Here is a 19,671-nt window from a genome sequence, read left to right on the forward strand (position 1 = left end):
CCATGCTCTGGAATCTGCTCGTGGAGTCCGTGCGCCCGTACTGGAAACTCCTCACCGGGGTCGTTGTCTTCCAGCTCGCGCAGTCGATCGCCAACCTGTTCCTGCCGACCCTCAACGCGGACATCATCGACAACGGCGTGGCGACCGGCGACATCGGCTACATCTGGAAGACCGGCGGGACCATGCTCGTCCTCAGCTTTGCCCAGATCATCTGCTCGATCATCGCCGTGTACTTTGGCGCCAAGCTCGCGATGAGCGTTGGCCGCGACCTGCGCGGGGGACTCATGACGCGGGTCCTCACCTTCGCGGAGTCCGACGTCCAGAAGTTCGGCGCTCCCTCCCTCATCACGCGCTCGACCAACGACGTGCAGCAGGTGCAGATGCTTGTGCTGATGACCGCAACGCTCCTCGTATCCGCCCCGTTCATGGCCATCGGCGGCGTCATCATGGCCCTCCAGCAGGACGTCACGCTGTCGTGGATCATGGTGGTCGCCGTGCCGCTCCTGCTCCTCTTTGTCGCCTTCGTCGTGAGCCGGATGGTGCCCCACTTCCGCCGCATGCAGAAGCGCATCGACGTCATCAACAGGGTCCTGCGCGAGCAGCTCACCGGCATCCGCGTGGTGCGCGCATTCGTGCGCGAGCCGCAAGAGACCGCGCGCTTCGGCAAGGCCAACGAGGACGTCACCGAGTCCGCCTACAAGGCAGGCATGTACATGGCCACGATGTTCCCCGTGGTGATGCTGATCATGAACCTCGGCTCGGTCGCGGTGCTGTGGTTCGGCGCCCCGCGCGTAGAGTCCGGCGAGATGCAAGTTGGTGCCCTCACGGCGTTCCTCACCTACCTCATCCAGATCCTCATGTCCGTGATGATGGCGACCTTCCTCTTCGTGATGATCCCGCGCGCCGCCGTTGCGGCCGACCGCATCAGCGAGGTGCTTGGCACCGAGACGACGGTCAACAACCCGGCCACGCCACGCACTGAACGTGCCCGACGCTGGCTCACTTGAGTTCCGCGACGTCACCTTCTCCTACCCCGGCGCCGAGTATCCGGTCCTGTCGCACGTGAGCTTCACGGCGACGCCCGGAACGACGACGGCGATCATCGGCTCCACCGGCGCGGGCAAGACCACCCTCGTCAACCTCATCCCGCGCCTGTACGACGCGACGGGCGGCGAGGTGCTGCTCGGCGGCGTCAACATCCGCGAGCTCGACCTCGAGACCGTGTGGTCGCAGATCGGCCTCGTGCCGCAGCGTCCGTATCTCTTCTCCGGGACCGTCGCCTCCACGCTGCGCTACGGCGCTCCGGACGCGACGGACGACGACCTGTGGGAGGCGCTCACGGTTGCCCAGGGGCGCGACTTCGTGCAGGCGATGCCGGAGGGCCTCGAGAGCGCCGTTGCGCAGGGCGGCACCACCGTCTCGGGTGGTCAGCGCCAGCGCCTGTCGATCGCGCGCGCACTGGTGCGCAAGCCGCCGATCCTGGTCTTCGACGACTCGTTCTCTGCGCTCGACACCGCCACGGATGCGCGCTTGCGTGGCGCGCTCGCGAAGGCGGCGGCCGACGCGACGATCATCGTCGTTGCACAGCGCGTGTCGTCGATCATGAACGCGGACCAGATCCTCGTGCTCGAGGACGGCGTGGTCGTTGCCCGAGGCACCCATGAGGAACTGCTCGAGTCGAGCGAGACCTACAAGGAGATCGTCAGTACCCAGCTCCGAGCGGAGGAGGCGGCGTGAGCGCGCAGCCAACAGAGCGTCGGGTAGACGACGAGACCAAGCGGAACGCCCGTCCTATGAACCGCGGGCCGTTCGGCGGTGCCAACCTCCCCGCAGAGAAGGCCATGAACTTCAAGGGCTCGTCGAAGCGCCTCGCGGCACTTCTCAAGCCCGAGCAGGTGCTCGTCTATCTGGTCATCGTCCTGGGAGCCGCATCGGTGGGGCTCGCGGTGATCGGCCCTAAGGTGCTCGGCAACGCCACCACCATCATCTTCGAGGGACTCATGTCGGGAACCGGCATCGACTTCGGGCACCTTCACACGATCCTGCTGTGGGTCGTCGTGATCTACGTCCTCTCGTCGCTGCTGTCGCTTGCCCAGGGCTGGATCCTCAACGGCGTCACCCAGCGCACGGTGCTGCGGCTGCGCGCGCAAGTGGAGGACAAGATCCACCGGCTGCCGCTGAGCTACTTCGATCAGCACCCGCGCGGCGAGCTCCTGAGCCGCGTGACGAACGACATCGACAACGTGTCGCAGACCCTCCAGCAGACGCTCAGCCAGCTCTTCACGTCGATCCTCATGGTCATCGGCGTGCTGATCATGATGATCTACATCTCGCCGTGGCTCGCGCTGATTGCGGTGGTGTCCATCCCGTTGACCCTGGCGATCGTCACAGTGGTGGCCAAGCGCTCCCAGGTGATGTTCGTGGAGCAGTGGACCAAGACGGGGCAACTCAATGGACAGATCGAGGAGGACTTCACGGGTCATGCCCTCGTCAAGGTCTTCGGCCGTCAGCAGCGCTCGCAAGCGGAGTTCGACGAGACCAACGAGAAGCTCTTCAAGGCGAGCTTCGGCGCGCAGTTCGTGAGCGGGATCATCATGCCCGCGACGATGTTCGTCGGGAACCTCGTCTACGTCGGCGTCGCGGTTGTGGGCGGCATCATGGTGGCGCACGGCACGCTGCCGCTCGGCGACGTCCAGGCCTTCATCCAGTACTCGCGGCAGTTCCAGCAGCCGCTCTCGCAGCTCGGCTCGATGGCGAACCTCCTGCAGTCTGGCGTGGCGAGCGCGGAGCGGGTGTTCGACCTCCTCGACTCTCCGGATGAGACCGCTGACAGGCCCGACGCTCCCTCGCCTTCGGAGGGCAAGGGCAGGCTGGTCTTCGAGGACGTGAAGTTCTCGTACTCGGAGGACAAGCCGCTGATCGAAGACCTGTCCCTCACGGTCGAACCAGGGCGAACGGTCGCGATCGTGGGTCCGACGGGTGCGGGAAAGACGACGCTCGTCAACCTCATCATGCGGTTCTACGAGTTGAACGGCGGTCGCATCACCCTTGACGGGGTCGACATTGCGCACATGTCGCGACAGGACCTCCGGTCGCGGACGGGAATGGTGCTTCAGGACGCGTGGCTCTTTGGCGGCACCATCCGGGACAACATCGCCTACGGGAACATCGACGCGAGCGAAGAGGAGATTCTCGACGCAGCCAGGGCCGCGTACGTGGACCGCTTCGTGCACTCGCTGCCGGACGGCTACGACACCGTGCTCGACGACGACGCGACGAACGTCTCCGCAGGCGAGCGCCAGCTCATCACGATCGCGCGCGCGTTCGTGGCCAGGCCTCAGGTGCTCATCCTCGACGAGGCAACGAGCTCCGTGGACACGCGCACCGAGCTGCTGGTGCAGCACGCCATGGCGGACCTGCGCAAGGACCGCACGGCGTTTGTGATCGCGCACCGACTCTCGACCATTCGCGATGCGGACGTGATCCTGGTGATGGAGCACGGCGCGATCGTGGAGCAGGGAAACCACGCCGAGCTGCTCGCCGCCAAGGGTGCCTACGCGCGCCTCTACGAGGCTCAGTTCACCCAGCCGGTGGACGAGGTGGGCGCGGTCAGTTCTTAGAGCTCGGTCGCATTCGGGCGCTCGCTATTATGACTGCCATACCTGAGTGATGAGGCGAAGGGACAGGGATGCGCAAGCCGTGCTTGGTCGTAAGGGGAGGATGGGCCGGCCATGACCCGGTGGCAGCGACGGACGTATTCCTGCCGGCGCTCTACGGAGCCGGTTTCGCCGTCGACATCGAGGACACTCCAGAGATCTACGCGGACGCAGCGGCGATGGCCCGCTACGACCTCGTAGTGCAGTGCATGACCATGGGCAGCATCACCGTTGACGAGGTAGCGGGGCTCCGCCAGGCCATCGCCGCAGGAACGGGCTTCGGCGGCTGGCACGGCGGCATCATCGACTCCTTCAGGGCCCAACCCGACTATCTGCAGCTGGTGGGGGTCGAGTTCGCAGCACTCCCCCATGCCGCTAAGGACCGCGGTCGCATCGACGTCGAGGCTTACCGCGACTACACGGTGCACATCACGCCCGCGGGAGCGGGTCACGAGATCATCGGTGATGTGACGGACTTCGACGTCTCCACCGAGCAGTATTGGGTGCTCGCAGATGGGCTGAATGAGGTGCTCGCGGACTGTGAGCTCGTTCCCGACGACGGGGACGAGTGGCCGCGGGCCGTGACGATGCCCGTGGTGTGGACACGTCAATGGGGCAGGGGGCGCATCTTCGCGACCTCCCTCGGCCACACCGTGGACGTCCTGGAGCTGCCGGAGGTCCAAGGCATCATCGAGCGAGGGCTCGTCTGGGCCGCTCGCTGATCGCTACGCCGCCGCGTCCCTCACGAGAGCCTCCACCGACTCGACAGACAGCACTTGCTGGATTGCCATGGCGGACGCTCCGGACACGGCGGCCATCGCCGCTCCACGGGAACGAACGATCTGCAGATTGCTCGTCGACAGGGGCGCAGAGCGCGTGTAGATGATCTCGCGCGCGCCTGCGAGCAGGTGGTCGCCGGCGTTCGAGATGGGGCCGCCGAGCACGATGACTGCGGGATTGATGAGGCTCACGCACGTGGTGAGTACACGGCCGATGATGCGGCCCGCCTCGCGCACCTCTCGCACAGCCTCGATGTCGCCACGCAAGACGGCCGCGACGACGTCGCCGGTGCTCGTCGCGTCCATCCCATGGGCCTGGAGCTTGGCAGCGATGGCCGGTCCCGCGGCGATCGCCTCGAGGCAGCCGATTGAGCCGCAGCGGCACAGGACGCCTTCGGCCTCGGGCACCCACACGTGCCCGATGTCGCCCGCGATGCCCTGGGCGCCGCGATGCACACGGCCGCCGACGATCACGCCGGCGCCGATGCCCGTCGCCACCTTCAGCAGCAGCAGGTCCTCGACTTCCGGCCAGTAGTCGTGGTGCTCGCCGACTGCCATGACGTTGACGTCGTTGTCGACGAGCACGGGCACTCCGAGCGCGTCCGCGACCATGCCTGGCACGTCGAATCGATCCCAGCCGGGCATGATCGGCGGGTCAACCGGCCTGCCCGTGGCGTGCTCAACGGGCCCCGGAAGACCGATCCCCACCGCCCTGAGGCTGATGGACTTGGCGCGTTCTGCGAGCAAACGCGCGCCTTCGTCGATGACCCAGCCGAGCACCTTGTGCGGCCCCTCGGCGACGGACAGCTCCACCTGCGTGTCCACGAGCATCGTGCCGTGCAGGTCCGTGAGCGCTACGTGCGCGTGCGTGGCGCCGATGTCGACGCCGAGGACGCAGTGTCGAGTGCCGTCAAAGGCGAACTGGCGGGAGGGCCGACCCCCGGTGGAGGCAGCGTCGGCGACGGGAGAGATGAGCTTGGCGCGCAGCAGGGCGTCCACGCGGGCAGCCACCGTCGAGCGCGCGAGTCCGGTGAGGGTCGCGAGTTCTGATCGGGTTCGCGGCTGGCCATCGCGCAGAATCTGGAAGACCTCCGCCTGGGCCGCCCCAGTGAGGGTCTCCTGGCCTCGTGCGTCGATCATGGCAAAATCTTACCGCCCTGCTACGCACGGATCGGGCCGCGCCGGACGGCCATGTGCAACTTTTGCCTATGGCTCGTCAAAAGTGCGCCCGCTCAGTCCGCCAGGACTATCGAGTGCTCGGTCTCCTCGATCTCCGCGAAGACGGGCCGCTCGAGCGGCGTCTGATTCGGTTGGTGCAGGGTCACGAGCAGGCGCCCGTCTAGAGCCCTGACGATCATCCCGTGCCCGCCGTCGTCCGCCCACAGCGGCTCTGCCTGGTGTTCCCAGGGGCCAAGGACGTCGCCCGTGAGCGAGCGTGCGATGCCCATCGCATAGCTGCCGCTCGTGTTGCCGCTCGACCACAGCATGATGAGGGTTCCCGACGCGAGCCGGTGGAGCCACGGGCCGTCGGTCACGTACGCGGGCTCGTCGTACAGCCCGGCGGGATCGCCGGCGCCCACCCACGGCGCGGACGACGCGCGGAAGAGTTCGACGGGCTCGCCCGTGGTCTCGAGCAGATCTGGGGTGAGCCGCTGCGCGATCATGCGGCCGTCGACCACCTGCAGCCACTCGTGGCAGTAGACGATCCACGGCTCGCCATCCGGGTCCACGTAGAGGGTGCCGTCGAGGCATTCCCAATCGCGCGGGGTGACGGGCCCGTCCGACCAGGGCACGTACGGACCCGCGGGAGAATCGGCGGCCAGTACCGCGGTGCCGCGGGCGGCGTCGGTCGCCTTGAAGGACGCGAACATGAAGTAACGCCCCTGGTAGAAATGGACTTCCGGAGCCCAGAATTTGCGATCGGCCCAGAAGTCCGGGGAGGGCGGAAGGCCGCGATGGGACCCTCCCACTCCACGAGATCGGCGCTCCGCCAGCAGTCGAAGCCGAGGCCGGGCGGGTTCCATGGGTCCGGGTCGGTGCTGCCGAACAGGTACGTCACGCCCTCATCCGGGACGGGCAGCAGGAAGGGGTCGCGGAGGTGGATGCTGGACAGTCGCGGCACCCATCCATTGTGCGCTGGCACGCAAACGGCCGGGCGCCCGAAGACGCCCGGCCGTTGTGTCTGCTGCTAGGAGAGCAGCTTCGCCTTGGCGGCGGCGAACTCCTCTTCGGAGAGCACGCCGGCGTTCTTGAGGTCGGCCAACTGCGAGAGCTTCGCCATGAGGTCGTCGCCGGCCGGGGCAGCGGCAACCTGAGGCTGCTGCTGAGCCGCCTGCATCTGCGCCATCTGCTGCTGCATAGCGGCGAGCTGCTGGGCGTTGTAGTCAACCTGCTGCGCCTCGTAGGCGGCCTGGTCGGCGGCGGCCTGCTGGCCCGCCCACTTCTGCTGCTGACGGTGCTGCATGTTGCCGGAGACTGCGGTGGCGGTTCCGGCGACGACAGCGGTGCGAGCCATGGTGCCCACGAGCCCGGGGCGGCCAATGCGTCCAATGGGCATTGCTTACTCCTCTTCTTCGAGCTCGGCGAGTTCGTCGAGCAAAGCGTCAACTGCTGGTCCGGGAATCCGGACGGTGTCGAGCAACACGCCACCGGCGTTCGCAATCGCGTCGCGGACCGGGATGATCCACGTGTGCTCAAACACGAGCACGGCGGCGGCGCTTCCCACGGGGAGGTCGTCGGCGACGGCGTCGACGTCTTCATCCGAGATGAGGCCCTCGACGCGCGCGACGAGGCCAACGAGGTCCCCATATTCGGGGTCCTCTGACAGTTCCGCGATCTCGAAACTGTGCTCACCTGTCTTGTGAACAAACACTCCGTCGATAAGGGTGATGGTGCCTGCGCTGACCACCTTCGACAGCTCCTCGATGATGGAGCCGTCGAACTTCCCCTTCTCGAACCCGATCGTGACGATCTCTACGGGTCCTGCACCCACGGGCGCACCTCCTGTTGGAATAGGACGGGCCCGATGCCCGTTCTATTCGTGAGCGTAGGCCCCCACGGGGGTCTCGGCAATGGCTGGCGCGCATGGTCTCGGATTGTTCAGAATCCGACGCCGGTGCTACGCTGAATACGCTTCCCCCGGACGGCTAAGAATGCCCCGGCGGACAGCAATCCACGTTGAAGGCGCCCGCGGGCGATGAAGTCCTGCCGAGCGTACCCACGTGGACAATCTCGCACTTCTGGAGCCACCCGGGCTCGTGCGATGGAGGGAAACCAAGGTGACAGACACCACCACAGCGGCCGCGGACAAGAGCGCGGCCCTCAGTGCCATGAAACTTCCCCAGCTGCAGGCGCTCGCCTCAGAACTGGGCGTCTCTGGCACGGCCAAGATGCGAAAGAGCGACCTCGTGGAAGCTATCAAGAACGGCGGAGCGCCCGTAGTGACGCCCCAGCAGGTTCAGCAGCCCGCAGAGCAGCAGGCCGCCGAGCAGCAGCCCGCCGAGCAGCCGGCTTCCGAGCAGCCCGCCGCAGAACGCCCCGCCACCGGCCAGCAGGACCAGGAGGACGCGGCAGACCGCGCCCGTCGTGCCGCGCTCGCCGTGACGGAGGCCGCCGCGAACGACGGCGTGCGCGTCGAGGCGCCACGTGCCGAGGGCGAGCAGCAGCGCGAGCCGCGCCAGAACAACCAGCGGCAGAACAACCAGCAGCGCGGCCAGAACCAGGGCCAGAGCAATCAGGGCCAGACCAACCCGCAGCGACAGAACAACGAGGGCCAAGCGTCGGGCGGCGACGCCGACGACGACGACCGCTCAGGGCGCCGACGCCGTGGCCGCGGTCGCGGTCGTGGTCGCCAGGGTGAGCCTCGCCAGGCCGGGCAGATCGTGGACTTGCCGGATGAGGACGAGGTGCGCGAGGACGAGGAGCTGACCCCGGTCGGCGGCATCGTCGACGTGCTCGACAACTACGCCTTCATCCGCACCACCGGCTACCTGCCAGGCAAGTCGGACGTGTACGTCTCGATGAACCAGGTCCGCAAGTACGGCATTCGGCGCGGCGACGCCGTCACGGGCACCGCCCGGGCGCCCCGCCCCGGCGAGCGTGGCCAGCGCCAGAAGTTCTCTGCGCTCGGCTCGATCCTCACGGTCAACGGCATGGACCCGGAGGCCGCCAAGCTGCGTCCCGAGTTCGGTGACCTCACGCCGCTCTATCCGCAGACCCGCCTCCACCTTGAGACGGACTCGCGCAACATGACCAACCGCGTGATCGACCTCGTGGCCCCCATCGGCAAGGGTCAGCGCGGCCTGATCGTGTCCCCGCCCAAGGCGGGCAAGACGCTCGTGATGCAGTCGATCGCGAATGCCGTGGCGGTCAACAACCCCGAGGTTCACCTCATGATCGTCCTGGTGGACGAGCGTCCGGAGGAGGTCACCGACTTCCAGCGCTCCGTCAAGGGCGAGGTCATCGCGTCCACGTTCGACCGCCCCGCGGCCGACCACACTATGGTCGCCGAGCTCGCGATCGAGCGCGCAAAGCGCCTCGTCGAAATGGGCCAGGACGTCCTGATCCTGCTCGACGGCATCACGCGCCTTGGCCGCGCTTACAACCTTGCCGCACCAGCGTCGGGCCGTATTTTGTCCGGTGGTGTGGACAGCTCCGCGCTGTACCCGCCCAAGAAGTTCTTCGGTGCGGCGCGCAACATCGAGCACGGCGGTTCGCTGACGATCCTGGCGACCGCGCTCGTCGAGACCGGCTCCAAGATGGACGAGGTCATCTTCGAGGAGTTCAAGGGCACGGGCAACATGGAGCTCAAGCTCTCGCGCCAGCTCGCCGACCGCCGCATCTTCCCGGCCGTGGACGTCAACGCGTCCGGCACGCGCCGCGAGGAGATCCTCATCAGCCCAGACGAGCTCAAGATCTCGTGGAAGTTGCGTCGCGTCCTGTCCGGGCTCGAGACCCAGGCGGCGGCGGAGCTGCTGCTCGGTCGCCTCAAGGAGAACAAGACCAACGCCGAGTTCCTCATGCAGGTCGCCAAGACCACGCCTGACAGCTCGTTCGACGCAGACAAGTAGCCCGCGGCGGCACCGGCCGCGCTCGCGAACGGCCCGACGCGTTGCGTCGGGCCGTTTTGCGTGTTGCCGGGGAGTTCGCACGCAGCGGCGTGGAACTCACTGACGGACGAGGCCGCGACGACCGCGCGGTAGGACGAGAGTTTCTGAAGGAGGGTTGGGCGACTGAGTCCGCGGAGGACACCAAGGGAAGCGCTCGCGCCCAGCCGCCCCAGCGTCGGGCAGAAAGTGCGGAGTTAAGCGACGCGACAAAACGGATATCGCTCTCGAAATGCGCTAACAGCAAAAACTGTGCAAGATGGAGGAACCGTCGCGTCCGCAAGGACGTGGGGGTGAGCACATCACTGGGGACAGGGCGTTACGGCGCCCTGTCCCCAATGTGCGTCTTGGGCGCAACCAGCGCACCGGACGCTCAATCCAACGGGAGGAAACGTGCGCAGAACAGTAGTTGCAGTGACCACAGCGGCAGTGCTTGGAGCCGGGCTCATCGTGGCGCCCGGCGCGGCGGCGGCACCGACCGTCGCACCCAAGGCAGCGGAGGCTGGCTCCTCCGATAACCTGCCCAATCCGCTAGAAGACAAGCGCACCGCGCTTAGGCAGACAGCGATCACCGGTGTCCTCGGTGGCAACCTCGAAACCGAGCAGCGCGGGGACAGCACGGTCGTGAAGGTCGGCTCGGAGACCGTGAGTGCGGCCAACCCGAACGCTCGCGGCACGGCAAAGTCGAAGAAGCAAGGGCAATACGTGGAGCTCTCTCGCGAGACCACGGACCGGGTCTTCGTGGTCCTCACCGAGTTCGGCGACCAGGCGTCGCCATACCCACCGGCCGACAACGCTCAGCGCACAGAAGGGCCGCTGCACAACCAGATTCCCAAGCCCAAGAGGAAGGTCGACAACAGCACCATCTGGCGCGCCGACTACTCGCAGGCGTACTTCCAGAACCTCTACTTCGACGACAACGCCGAGTCCCTGCGCGCCTATTACGAGACGCAGTCCTCCGGCCGCTACAGCGTGAACGGCGAGGTCACAGACTGGGTGAAGGTGCCGTACACGGAGGGGCGCTACGGAACCGACGCGTGTGGAGACACGGTTTGCACGAGCGTGTGGGACCTCGTTCGCGACGCGGCAAACGTCTGGTACCAGGATCAATTGGCGCAGGGGCGTTCGGAAGCGGACGTCAACGCGGATCTTCAGTCCTTCGACCAATGGGACCGCTACGACTTTGACGGCGACGGCGACTTCAACGAGCCGGACGGCTACATCGATCACTTCCAGATCGTGCACGCGGGCGGCGACGAGGCCGACGGCGATCCCGTCTACGGCGATGACGCCATCTGGTCGCACCGCTGGTACGCCTACGTGAACCAGGTGGGCAGCACCGGACCGGACGCCAACCCCCTTGGAGGAACCGAGGTCGGCACGTCCGGGGTGTGGATCGGCGACTACACGATCCAGCCAGAGAACGGTGGGCGCAGCGTGTTCTATCACGAGTACGGCCACGACCTGGGCCTGCCAGACGACTACAACGAGATCAACGGCGGGGACAACAACAACGAGTACTGGACGCTCATGGCGCAGAGCAGACTCTCCGCCAAGAACGACGCCGGTATCGGTGAGCGCGGGGGCGACCTCGGAGCCTGGAACAAGCTCCAATTGGGCTGGTTGAACTACAAGTATCTCGATTCTGGCACCAAGGCCAAGGTGGACCTAGGAGTGTCCGAGTTCAATACCAAGCGCCCGCAAGCGCTCATCGTTGGCCTGCCACTGAAATCCGTCACCGTGGACCTTGGCAGCCCCGCATCTGGGGACAGCCAGTGGTACAGCGGCACGGGCAACGACCTCACGAGCACACTTACTCGCACTGTTGCGGTGCCAACGGGCAGCTCGGCGCTCACCTTCAAGACTCGCTACGACATTGAAGAGGGGTATGACTACTTCTTCGTCGAGGTCGACAACGGCTCCGGCTTTGTTCCCATCGCCGGCAGCATCACCAACGCGACCGATGTGGTGGGCACGGACGGGACCCAAGCAGACTGGACCACCGCTAACTACGACCTAAGTGCGTTCGCGGGCCAGACCGTGCAATTGCGGTTGCGCTATACGACCGACGGCGGCGTCGCGGGCAACGACCCCGACGTTGTGGACGGCATCTTCCTCGACGACATCGCCATTGACGGCGTCTTCGCGGACGGCGCGGAGGACGGCGACAACGGATGGACTGTGGACGGCTTCGCGGCCGTCGGCGACACGAGCACCTTGGAGTACCCCAACTACTACATCGCCGCATCGCGCTCATACACGTCGTTCGACAAGTACCTGAAGACGGGTCCGTACTTCTTTGGATACGCGAGCACCAAGCCCAATTACGTGGATCACTTCGCGTATCAGCAAGGGCTGCTCATCTCCTATTGGGACCTCTCGTACGAGGACAACGACACGATCGAGCACCCCGGCAACGGCCGGAACCTCTACATCGACGCCCACCCCAAGCCGTTCAAGGACGTCAACGGCAAGCTGTGGCGGGCGCGCGTGCAGGTCTATGACGCTCCGTTCAGCCTGAAGGGGCCTGACTCCCTGACGCTCCATGTCAACGGGGTCACGAGCCGCATCAAGGGAGCCAAGGCGGCGCCGGTCTTCGACGACACCAAGAAGTACTGGTACTCCGAACTGCCCAACCACGGCGTGAAGCTGCCGGCGGTTGGGGTGAAGATCCGCGTGGACGCGCAGTACGCGAACCACATGATCGTCGCGGTCTCGTAGGGTGTGCGGCGGCTCCCGGATCGCCGGGAGCCGCCTGCCGTCCGTTTAGGCAGCCCAGTCCTGTTCGCGCTTCCCACCCGACGCTCCACTGGCTCGTGCGTGAAACGTGCCGCAGCGTCGGGCACCATCAGGACTGGTTTGCCCAGAACTGGACCACAGCCCGAGAAAATCAGGACTGAGCCGCCTAAACCGCTGGGCCGGGGAATGCCGAAGCGTTGTACTAGGTGACAGGTGGAGTTAGGCCTCCAAACCTGGCACAATAGAACGCTGGCCAGCCGGTTCACCGACCCCGAAGTACGAGCAAGGACCCGGCGGCACCTTTAAGGGAGATCATGAAGCAAGGAATCCACCCCGAGTACGTGGCCACCACTGTCACGTGCACCTGCGGCAACACCTTTGAGACGAAGTCCACCGTGACGAGCGGCGCGATCAACGTCGAGGTCTGCTACAACTGCCACCCGTTCTACACGGGCAAGCAGAAGATCATGGACACCGGCGGTCGCGTGGCGCGCTTCGAGAAGCGCTACGGCGCCAAGAAGTAACACCGTCCTCACGTGGCCGAGGCCTTCGCGGCCGTCCAGCCACTGCTGGACGAGTACGCCGACATCGAGCGGCAGTTAGCCGACCCCAGCGTCCATGCCGACGCTGGGCGGGCTCGCACGCTCGGGCGCCGCTTCGCGGAGCTCGGCCGGGTTGTCGCCGCCCACCGCGCGTGGGCGGCGGCGACTGAGGACCTCGCCGCCGCGCGGGATATGGCCGACGCCGATCCCGAGTTCGCGGCCGAGGTTCCCGCTTTGGAGCACGCGGCCGACGACGCCACCGAGCACCTCCGCCGCATCCTCATCCCTCGCGACCCAGACGACGCCCGCGACGCGATCCTCGAGATCAAGTCCGGCGAGGGCGGCGAGGAGTCCGCGCTGTTCGCGGGCGACCTGCTGAAGATGTACCTCAAGTACGCGGAGAGCCGCGGCTGGAAGGCCGAGGTCCTCGAGGCCAACCACACCGACATGGGCGGCTACAAGGACGTCTCGGTGGCGATCAAGGCCCCCGGCACCGTCCAGCCAGAAGACGGCGTGTGGGCCCACCTCAAGTACGAGGGCGGCGTGCACCGCGTGCAGCGCGTCCCCGCCACGGAGTCGCAGGGCCGCATCCACACCTCGGCCGCTGGCGTGCTGGTCTTCCCGGAGGCCGAGGAGGTCGGCGAGATCGAGATCGACCCCAACGACGTCCGTGTGGACGTCTTCCGCAGCTCCGGCCCCGGCGGCCAATCCGTCAACACCACGGATTCAGCGGTCCGCCTCACGCACGTCCCCACGGGAATCGTCGTGAGCTGCCAGAACGAGAAGAGCCAGCTCCAGAACAAGGAGTCCGCCTTCCGCATCCTGCGCGCGCGCCTGCTCGCCGCGCAGAAGGAGGCCGCGGAGGCCGAAGCGAGCGACCTGCGCAAGTCCCAGGTGCGCACCGTGGACCGTTCCGAGCGCATCCGCACCTACAACTTCCCCGAGAACCGCATCGCGGACCACCGCACCGGCTACAAGGCCTACAACCTCGACCAGGTGCTCGCAGGCGACATCGGCCCCGTGATTCAGTCGGCCATCGACGCAGACGAGGCGGCCCGCCTCGCAGGCAGCGGCGCCTAAGTGCCCACGATTGGCGCGCGCGTTCGCGCGACCGCCCAAAGACTGGCCGACGCTGGGGTCGCCTCTCCCGAGGTCGACACCATCGAGCTCATCGCCCACACGCTCGGCTGGGAGTCGAGCGAAGTTCGCCTCGCGGCCGCCCGTGACGACGACTGGCCGGACGGCGCGGACCTCGACCTCCTTGAGGCCCGCGTTACCAGGCGCGTCGACCGCGAGCCGCTTCAGCACATCACCGGCAAGGCCCATTTCCGCGGACTCACGCTCGAGGTGGGTCCGGGTGTGTTCGTCCCGCGGCCGGAGAGCGAGACCGTGGCGCAGGCGGCGATCGACGCGGCCATGACGTTCCTCGCCGCGGAAGACGCCGCGAGCGGAAAGCCCGTGCGCGTGACCGACCTGTGCGCCGGCTCCGGAGCGATCGGCCTCGCGATCGCCAACGAGGTGCCGAATGCCCTGGTGACGCTCGTGGAGGCGAGCGAGGACGCGTGGGTGTACCTCCGTCGGAACGTGCGCGCGCAGCCGCCGGAGGTGCAAGAGCGGGTCCGCACGGTGCTCGCCGACGCCCGCAACTGCCTGCGCCATATGGACGCGTGCGCGGACGTCGTGGTCGCGAACCCGCCGTACATCCCGAGCGACATGGTTCCCGTGGACCCCGAGGTCGAGCACTACGACCCGCCGCAGGCCCTCTACGGGCTCGGGCCCGACGGGCTCCAGGTGCCCAAGGACATCACCGATGAGGCGGTGAGGCTGCTCCGCATCGGCGGCGTCCTCATCGTCGAGCACGGAGACCGGCAGGGCCTCGCGATGCGGGAGTTCGCCAGCTCCTCCGTGTACTGGGAGGGCGTGAGCACCCTCAAGGACCTCACGGGGCGTGACCGGATGCTGGTGGCGCGCCGCATCGGCGCCTGAAGCGTGTCAGAGGGCTCAGGTCTGGGACACTGGTCCCCGTGATCCTGCCCTGCTTCGACCCCGCAACCTGGGGGCCGTCATTGGACGCCGCCGTCCAGGCGGTCCAGAACGGCCAGGTCATCGTGCTGCCAACGGACACCGTTTACGGCGTTGGCGCGGACGCCTTCCAGCCCGACGCTGTGGCGGCAGTTCTTGCGGCCAAAGGCCGCGGTCGCCAGATGCCGCCTCCCGTTCTGATTCCTAGTGTCAGAACGGTCGACGGGCTCGCGAGAGATGTGCCGGACAGCGCGCGCAAGCTCATGGAGCGGTTCTGGCCAGGAGCTCTCACCGTCATCGTGCTCGCGCAGCCGAGCCTCGCTTGGGACCTCGGCGAGACCCACGGCACCGTGGCCCTGCGGGTGCCGGACCACGCGGCCGCGCTCGCGCTGCTCGAACGCACGGGCCCGCTCGCGGTGACGAGCGCCAACAAGACCGGTGCGCCCGCGGCCACTCGCGCCGAGCACGCTCGCGACCAGCTCAAGGACGCGGTTGCCATCTACCTCGATTCCGGGGACAGCCCGCTCGGGGTGGCGTCCACGATCGTGGACGCCACGGGCCCGCGCCTGCGCGTGGTGCGCGAGGGCGGAATCAGCAGGGACGAGATCGTCGAGACCGTAGGAGCGGCGGCGATGGAGCCTGCAGGGAACACAGGACCCACTGCGCAACCTGGAACTACTGCGTGAAGGTCTACCTCATCCTGATGGCGATCGCTGCGCTGCTCGCCTACGTGGCGACGCCGGCGATGCGCCATCTGGCCTTCCGCACCGGTGCGGTGACCGCGGTGCGAGCCCGAGATGTGCACACCACCCCAACCCCGCGCCTAGGCGGGGTGGCACTGTTCATCGGCATAGCGTCGGGCATCATCTTTGCCAGCGCGGTGCCCTTCCTCGACCCCGTGTTCAATGCCAGCCGCATGGCGTGGGCCGTCCTCGGCGGCGCGGCGCTTGTGTGTGCGGTGGGAATCGCGGACGACATCTGGGACCTCGACTGGATGGCCAAGCTCGCCGGCCAGGTGCTCGCGGCGCTGCTCATGGCGTGGGGAGGGGTGCAGCTCGTCACGTTCCCCATCGCGGGGCTCACGATCGGGTCGCCGTGGGTATCACTGATCGTGACCGTCGTCGTGGTGGTGATCGCGATCAACGCGGTGAACTTCGTTGACGGTCTCGACGGGCTTGCGGCAGGCATGGTCGCGATCGGCGGCCTCGCGTTCTTCACCTATACGTATGTGCTCGCCCGCTCGGCCTCACCGGGTGACTACTCGTCGTTGGCCACCCTGATCATCGCCGTTCTCGTTGGTGCCTGCATCGGCTTCCTGCCCCACAACGTGCACCCCGCGCGCATCTTCATGGGCGACTCCGGCTCGATGGTGCTCGGTCTCACGATCGCCGCGGCTGCAATCATCGTGACGGGCAGCATCGACCCCGAGCTCGTCTCCCAGCGCGAGCGCATCCCTGCCTTCATTCCCATCGTGCTGCCGCTCATGGTGGTGGCCGTGCCGCTCATCGACATGTTCCTTGCGGTCATCCGGCGCACGCTCAAGGGCCAGTCGCCGTTCGCGCCGGACGCGCACCACCTCCACCACCTGCTCCTGCGCCACGGTCACACGCATCGCTGGGCGGTTGGCGTGATGTACCTGTGGACGTTCGTGCTCTCGTTCGGGACCGTCTCGCTCGTCTTCCTGCCTGGGTGGGAGTCCGCGCTGCTCATAGGGTGCGGGATTCTGGTTGCGTGCCTCGTGACGTTCTCCGACCGCGCGCGCCGCGGCCTCACCGCGGTGTGGGGACTTGTGCTGCGAGGGGTGCGCGCGGCGTCGGGCAAACCAAAGGAGGAGGCGTGAGCCCCCAAGAGAAGGTGTTCCGGCGCGGCTTTGTGTGGTCATGCGTCGCCATCGCGATCGTCGCGGTAGTCGGGTGTGTGATCGCGTACGCGGTCTCGGGGGTGCCCGGCTTCTGGAGCGCGCTCGCGGGCGCGGGCCTCGCGGCCATCTTCGGCCTCGGTACCCAGGCGGCCGCACTGCTGACCGTGCGGCGCGATCCGCTCGTCTTTGTGGGGGCCACCGCGGCCTCATCCATGGTCAAGATTCTGCTGGTGATCGTCGCCGCGATGATCGCCCAGGGCATCGACGCCCTGGTACGCCCCGCGTTCGGTGCGACGCTGCTGGCGGGCTCGCTTGCCGCGATTATCATCGACATCATCGTGTTCCAGCGTGGACGCATTCCGTACGTCCAGCCGGCACCGCCCACGGACGGCGGCACCCCCGACGATGGGGTACGCTAGAGCCCGATCCAGACCATTTCTTGGCCTGCCTCCATGCGCGGCCCAACTTCCGGAGAGTGTGCTCTGAACGTCGCGCCGATCTCGCGCCTCGTCACTGACGACGGCAACGGCTTCCACGCGCCCTCGATCAACGATTTCTACCCTGACGCCCTCTTCGGCGACGGCACGTTCTACGAGTTCAACCGCGTGATGCTGGTGCGGATGATCGCGGCCGTGCTGCTCGTGGGAATCATGATCTTCGTCGCCCGCCGCGCCACGGTCGTCCCCACGCGCGGCCAGTCCGTGGTGGAGATCATCATCGACTACATCCGCCAGAACGTCGTGTACTCGACGCTCGGCGAGGTCGAGGGCAAGCGATACGAGAAGATGCTGCTGACGATGTTTTTCGGCATCTTCGCCTTCAACATCACGGGCGTCATCCCCGGCCTCAACATCGCCTCCACGGGCCTCATCGGCATCTCGATGGTGCTCGCCGCGACCACGTGGGTCGTGTACGTCGCCAACGGCATCCGCAAGCACGGCGCCGGCGGCTACGTGAAGCACTCGCTGTTCCCGCCGGGCGTTCCCGGTGCGCTCAAGCCGCTGATCGCGATCATCGACTTCCTGCAGGTGCTGATCATTCGCCCCGCAACTCTCGCGCTGCGACTCACGATCAACATGATCGTGGGCCACCTGCTGCTCGTCCTCACCTACTCGGCGACCACGTACTTCTGGTACCAGGCGCCTTCGGGATTCAACCTTGCCTACGGCGTCCTGACGTTCATCGGCATCCTGTTCATCACGTTGCTCGAGGTATTCGTCGCAACGCTCCAGGCGTTCATCTTCGCCATCCTCTCGGCCGTGTACATCAACATGGCCATCAGCGAGGACCACTAACCGTCCGGGCCGCAACCGGACACGAAAGGAATCACCATGGCAGACGTCACGACGCTTGCTGAGATGACCGGCAACCTGAACACGGTCGGATATGGCCTCGCGGCCATTGGCCCGGCCATCGGCCTCGGCATCCTGATCGGAAAGGTCGTCGAGGGCACGGCTCGCCAGCCCGAGATGGCAGGCCGCCTGCAGGGCCTCATGTGGATCGGCATCGGTCTCATCGAGGTGCTCGCGCTCATCGGCATCGCCACCCCGTTCTTCCTCCCGTAAGCCATGACGACGCTCGCAAGCCTGGTTCTTGCGGCGGCGGAGACTGAAGAGTCGCATAACCCGCTGCTGCCTGAGCCATTCGAGATCTTCTGGTCGATCGTCGCGTTGGCGATCGTGTTCGGCGCGTTCTTCAAGTTCGTGCTGCCCGCGCTGCTCAGCACGCTCGACAAGCGCGCCGAGCTCATCGAGGGCGGCATCACCAAGGCGGAGAAGGCGCAGGCAGAGGCCGCAGCCGCCCTTGAGGAGTACACGGCGCAGCTGACCGACGCTAGGGCTGAGGCCGCGCGCATTCGCGAGGATGCGCGTGCTGAAGCTTCGCAGATTCTCAGCGAATCCCGCGAAAAGGCCAGCAAGGAGGCCGACCGCATCGCCGTCGGCGCGCAGAAGGCCCTTGACGCGGAGCGCCAGCAGACGATCGTCGCGCTGCGTTCCGAGGTTGGTGCGCTCGCAACCGAGCTCGCCTCGCGCATCGTCGGCGAGTCCCTGGCCGACGACGCCCGTCAGCAGCGCGTCATCGATGCGTTCCTGACCGAGCTGGAGAGCACCGTCAAGAAGAGCAAGGCGGAGGCGTAAGCATGCGCGGAACGAGTCAGGCGTCGCGAGACGCGGTGCTGGAGACGTTCGACCCCGTGGCCACGGCCGCGGGCAAGGACGCGCTCTTGATTGCGGAGCAGCTGTACTCCGTCGTCGACGTGCTTGACTCGTCCGGCTCGCTTCGCCGCGCGCTCACCGACCCCGCCCGCCTCGGCCACGACAAGGCCGAGCTCGTCGACGCCCTGTTCGGCAAGCTCGATCCCCGCGCAGTCGACGTCCTCAAGGACTTCGTGCACGCACGCTGGTCCGAGGACAAGGACCTCCCGGAGTCGATCGAGTACGCGGGAGCACACGCGCTCTTCGCCTACGCGGACACCGCGGGCCAGCTCAGCGCAGTGGAGGAGGAGCTGTTCCGTGTGGAGCGGATCCTGACCGCGAACCGCAGCCTCCTCACGGCCATGAGCAACCGCTCGGCCACGAAGGAGGCGCGCCTCAGCGTCTTCCACGACGTGCTCGGCGGCAAGCTCTCCGAGGTCACCGACGCCATGCTTGAGCGCACCGTTGGCGTCCCGCGCGGGCGTCGGCTGGTTCCCACCATCAACATCCTGCTGGAAGCCGCGGCGCGTCGACGCAACCGCATCGTCGCCAACGTCACCGCTGCGGTGGAGCTGAGCGCGGCGCAGCGCACCCGCCTCGCCAAGGTCCTTGGCGAGGCTTACGGCCGCGACATCCAGATCAACGCCTCCGTGGACCCCGAGGTCCTCGGTGGCATTCGAGTTCAGGTTGGGGCGGAGGTCGTGGACGGCACCGTCCTGGCCCGCCTCGACGACGCACGACGACGCCTGGTCGGCTAAGCCGACGCCGCATT

At 66.9% G+C, this 19,671-nt stretch carries 18 protein-coding genes and 1 pseudogene; 15 read left to right on the forward strand and 4 right to left on the reverse strand.

The window, feature by feature from the left end:
* Positions 1-2: 2 nt before the first annotated feature.
* The 3 genes and pseudogenes from NVV57_08875 to NVV57_08885 all read left to right on the forward strand — a co-directional run bounded on the left by NVV57_08875 (position 3) and on the right by NVV57_08885 (position 4,378).
* A pseudogene (locus tag NVV57_08875) lies at positions 3-1,737 on the forward strand (ABC transporter ATP-binding protein/permease).
* Positions 1,738-1,793: 56 nt separating this feature from the next.
* A complete protein-coding gene (locus NVV57_08880) occupies positions 1,794-3,620 on the forward strand; it encodes an ABC transporter ATP-binding protein/permease (protein ID MCR6712789.1) in 1,827 nt (608 codons plus the stop codon).
* Positions 3,621-3,688: 68 nt separating this feature from the next.
* On the forward strand, positions 3,689-4,378 hold the full coding sequence (locus tag NVV57_08885) for a ThuA domain-containing protein (GenBank protein ID MCR6712790.1): 690 nt from the start codon (positions 3,689-3,691) through the stop codon (positions 4,376-4,378).
* A 3-nt stretch (positions 4,379-4,381) separates the two neighbouring features.
* Here NVV57_08885 and NVV57_08890 read toward each other — a convergent pair whose 3' ends face one another.
* The 4 genes from NVV57_08890 to NVV57_08905 all read right to left on the reverse strand — a co-directional run bounded on the left by NVV57_08890 (position 4,382) and on the right by NVV57_08905 (position 7,427).
* On the reverse strand, positions 4,382-5,575 hold the full coding sequence (locus tag NVV57_08890) for an ROK family transcriptional regulator (GenBank protein MCR6712791.1): 1,194 nt from the start codon (positions 5,573-5,575) through the stop codon (positions 4,382-4,384).
* 92 nt (positions 5,576-5,667) lie between these two features.
* Positions 5,668-6,306 (reverse strand): glycoside hydrolase family 43 protein, encoded by a 639-nt coding sequence (locus NVV57_08895; protein ID MCR6712792.1) that lies wholly within the window; start codon positions 6,304-6,306, stop codon positions 5,668-5,670.
* Positions 6,307-6,623: 317 nt separating this feature from the next.
* Positions 6,624-6,992, reverse strand: coding sequence for an SHOCT domain-containing protein (locus NVV57_08900; GenBank protein MCR6712793.1), 369 nt, complete (start codon positions 6,990-6,992; stop codon positions 6,624-6,626).
* Positions 6,993-6,995: 3 nt separating this feature from the next.
* A complete protein-coding gene (locus tag NVV57_08905) occupies positions 6,996-7,427 on the reverse strand; it encodes a DUF6325 family protein (protein MCR6712794.1) in 432 nt (143 codons plus the stop codon).
* A gap of 286 nt (positions 7,428-7,713) precedes the next feature.
* Between NVV57_08905 and rho the strand changes: the two genes are divergently transcribed.
* The 12 genes from rho (at position 7,714) to NVV57_08965 (ending at position 19,657) form a co-directional block, all read left to right on the forward strand.
* Entirely contained in the window at positions 7,714-9,504 is a 1,791-nt protein-coding gene (gene rho, locus NVV57_08910) for a transcription termination factor Rho (protein MCR6712795.1), read from the forward strand.
* A 450-nt stretch (positions 9,505-9,954) separates the two neighbouring features.
* The gene (locus NVV57_08915) at positions 9,955-12,261 is read left to right on the forward strand and encodes an immune inhibitor A (protein ID MCR6712796.1); all 2,307 of its coding nucleotides are present in this window, start codon (positions 9,955-9,957) and stop codon (positions 12,259-12,261) included.
* Between the two features lie 332 nt (positions 12,262-12,593).
* Positions 12,594-12,803, forward strand: coding sequence for a 50S ribosomal protein L31 (rpmE, locus tag NVV57_08920; GenBank protein ID MCR6712797.1), 210 nt, complete (start codon positions 12,594-12,596; stop codon positions 12,801-12,803).
* Between the two features lie 12 nt (positions 12,804-12,815).
* Complete coding sequence (prfA, locus tag NVV57_08925) at positions 12,816-13,901, forward strand: peptide chain release factor 1 (GenBank protein ID MCR6712798.1); 1,086 nt, start codon at positions 12,816-12,818, stop codon at positions 13,899-13,901.
* A complete protein-coding gene (gene prmC / locus NVV57_08930; protein MCR6712799.1) occupies positions 13,902-14,807 on the forward strand; it encodes a peptide chain release factor N(5)-glutamine methyltransferase in 906 nt (301 codons plus the stop codon).
* Positions 14,808-14,845: 38 nt separating this feature from the next.
* Positions 14,846-15,529 carry an L-threonylcarbamoyladenylate synthase gene (locus NVV57_08935; protein MCR6712800.1) on the forward strand — a complete coding sequence of 228 codons (684 nt, stop codon included), beginning with the start codon at positions 14,846-14,848 and terminating at the stop codon, positions 15,527-15,529.
* Positions 15,526-16,683: an undecaprenyl/decaprenyl-phosphate alpha-N-acetylglucosaminyl 1-phosphate transferase gene (locus tag NVV57_08940; protein ID MCR6712801.1), complete on the forward strand. Its 1,158-nt coding sequence runs from the start codon at positions 15,526-15,528 to the stop codon at positions 16,681-16,683. Before NVV57_08935 ends, NVV57_08940 begins: the two co-directional genes overlap by 4 nt.
* Positions 16,680-17,123 carry a hypothetical protein gene (locus NVV57_08945; GenBank protein ID MCR6712802.1) on the forward strand — a complete coding sequence of 148 codons (444 nt, stop codon included), beginning with the start codon at positions 16,680-16,682 and terminating at the stop codon, positions 17,121-17,123. Before NVV57_08940 ends, NVV57_08945 begins: the two co-directional genes overlap by 4 nt.
* A 33-nt stretch (positions 17,124-17,156) precedes the next feature.
* Complete coding sequence (gene atpB / locus NVV57_08950; protein ID MCR6712803.1) at positions 17,157-17,999, forward strand: F0F1 ATP synthase subunit A; 843 nt, start codon at positions 17,157-17,159, stop codon at positions 17,997-17,999.
* Between the two features lie 36 nt (positions 18,000-18,035).
* Positions 18,036-18,269 (forward strand): ATP synthase F0 subunit C, encoded by a 234-nt coding sequence (atpE, locus tag NVV57_08955; protein MCR6712804.1) that lies wholly within the window; start codon positions 18,036-18,038, stop codon positions 18,267-18,269.
* Positions 18,270-18,272: 3 nt separating this feature from the next.
* Entirely contained in the window at positions 18,273-18,842 is a 570-nt protein-coding gene (locus NVV57_08960) for a F0F1 ATP synthase subunit B (GenBank protein ID MCR6712805.1), read from the forward strand.
* Between the two features lie 2 nt (positions 18,843-18,844).
* Positions 18,845-19,657, forward strand: coding sequence for a F0F1 ATP synthase subunit delta (locus NVV57_08965; protein ID MCR6712806.1), 813 nt, complete (start codon positions 18,845-18,847; stop codon positions 19,655-19,657).
* The last annotated feature ends 14 nt before the right edge of the window (positions 19,658-19,671 follow it).

Source organism: Demequina sp. (assembly GCA_024707205.1).
GTDB lineage: Bacteria > Actinomycetota > Actinomycetes > Actinomycetales > Demequinaceae > Demequina.

What these genes read in the sequence shown, in the direction of transcription:
- NVV57_08880 (MCR6712789.1), top strand. Translation starts at nt 1,794, where the DNA reads ATGAACCGCGGGCCGTTCGGCGGTGCCAACCTCCCCGCAGAGAAGGCC.
- NVV57_08965 (MCR6712806.1), top strand. Translation starts at nt 18,845, where the DNA reads ATGCGCGGAACGAGTCAGGCGTCGCGAGACGCGGTGCTGGAGACGTTC.
- atpB (MCR6712803.1), top strand. Translation starts at nt 17,157, where the DNA reads ATGCGCGGCCCAACTTCCGGAGAGTGTGCTCTGAACGTCGCGCCGATC.
- NVV57_08960 (MCR6712805.1), top strand. Translation starts at nt 18,273, where the DNA reads ATGACGACGCTCGCAAGCCTGGTTCTTGCGGCGGCGGAGACTGAAGAG.
- NVV57_08890 (MCR6712791.1), bottom strand. Translation starts at nt 5,575, where the DNA reads ATGATCGACGCACGAGGCCAGGAGACCCTCACTGGGGCGGCCCAGGCG.
- NVV57_08885 (MCR6712790.1), top strand. Translation starts at nt 3,689, where the DNA reads ATGCGCAAGCCGTGCTTGGTCGTAAGGGGAGGATGGGCCGGCCATGAC.
- rpmE (MCR6712797.1), top strand. Translation starts at nt 12,594, where the DNA reads ATGAAGCAAGGAATCCACCCCGAGTACGTGGCCACCACTGTCACGTGC.
- atpE (MCR6712804.1), top strand. Translation starts at nt 18,036, where the DNA reads ATGGCAGACGTCACGACGCTTGCTGAGATGACCGGCAACCTGAACACG.
- NVV57_08895 (MCR6712792.1), bottom strand. Translation starts at nt 6,306, where the DNA reads ATGTTCGCGTCCTTCAAGGCGACCGACGCCGCCCGCGGCACCGCGGTA.
- NVV57_08900 (MCR6712793.1), bottom strand. Translation starts at nt 6,992, where the DNA reads ATGCCCATTGGACGCATTGGCCGCCCCGGGCTCGTGGGCACCATGGCT.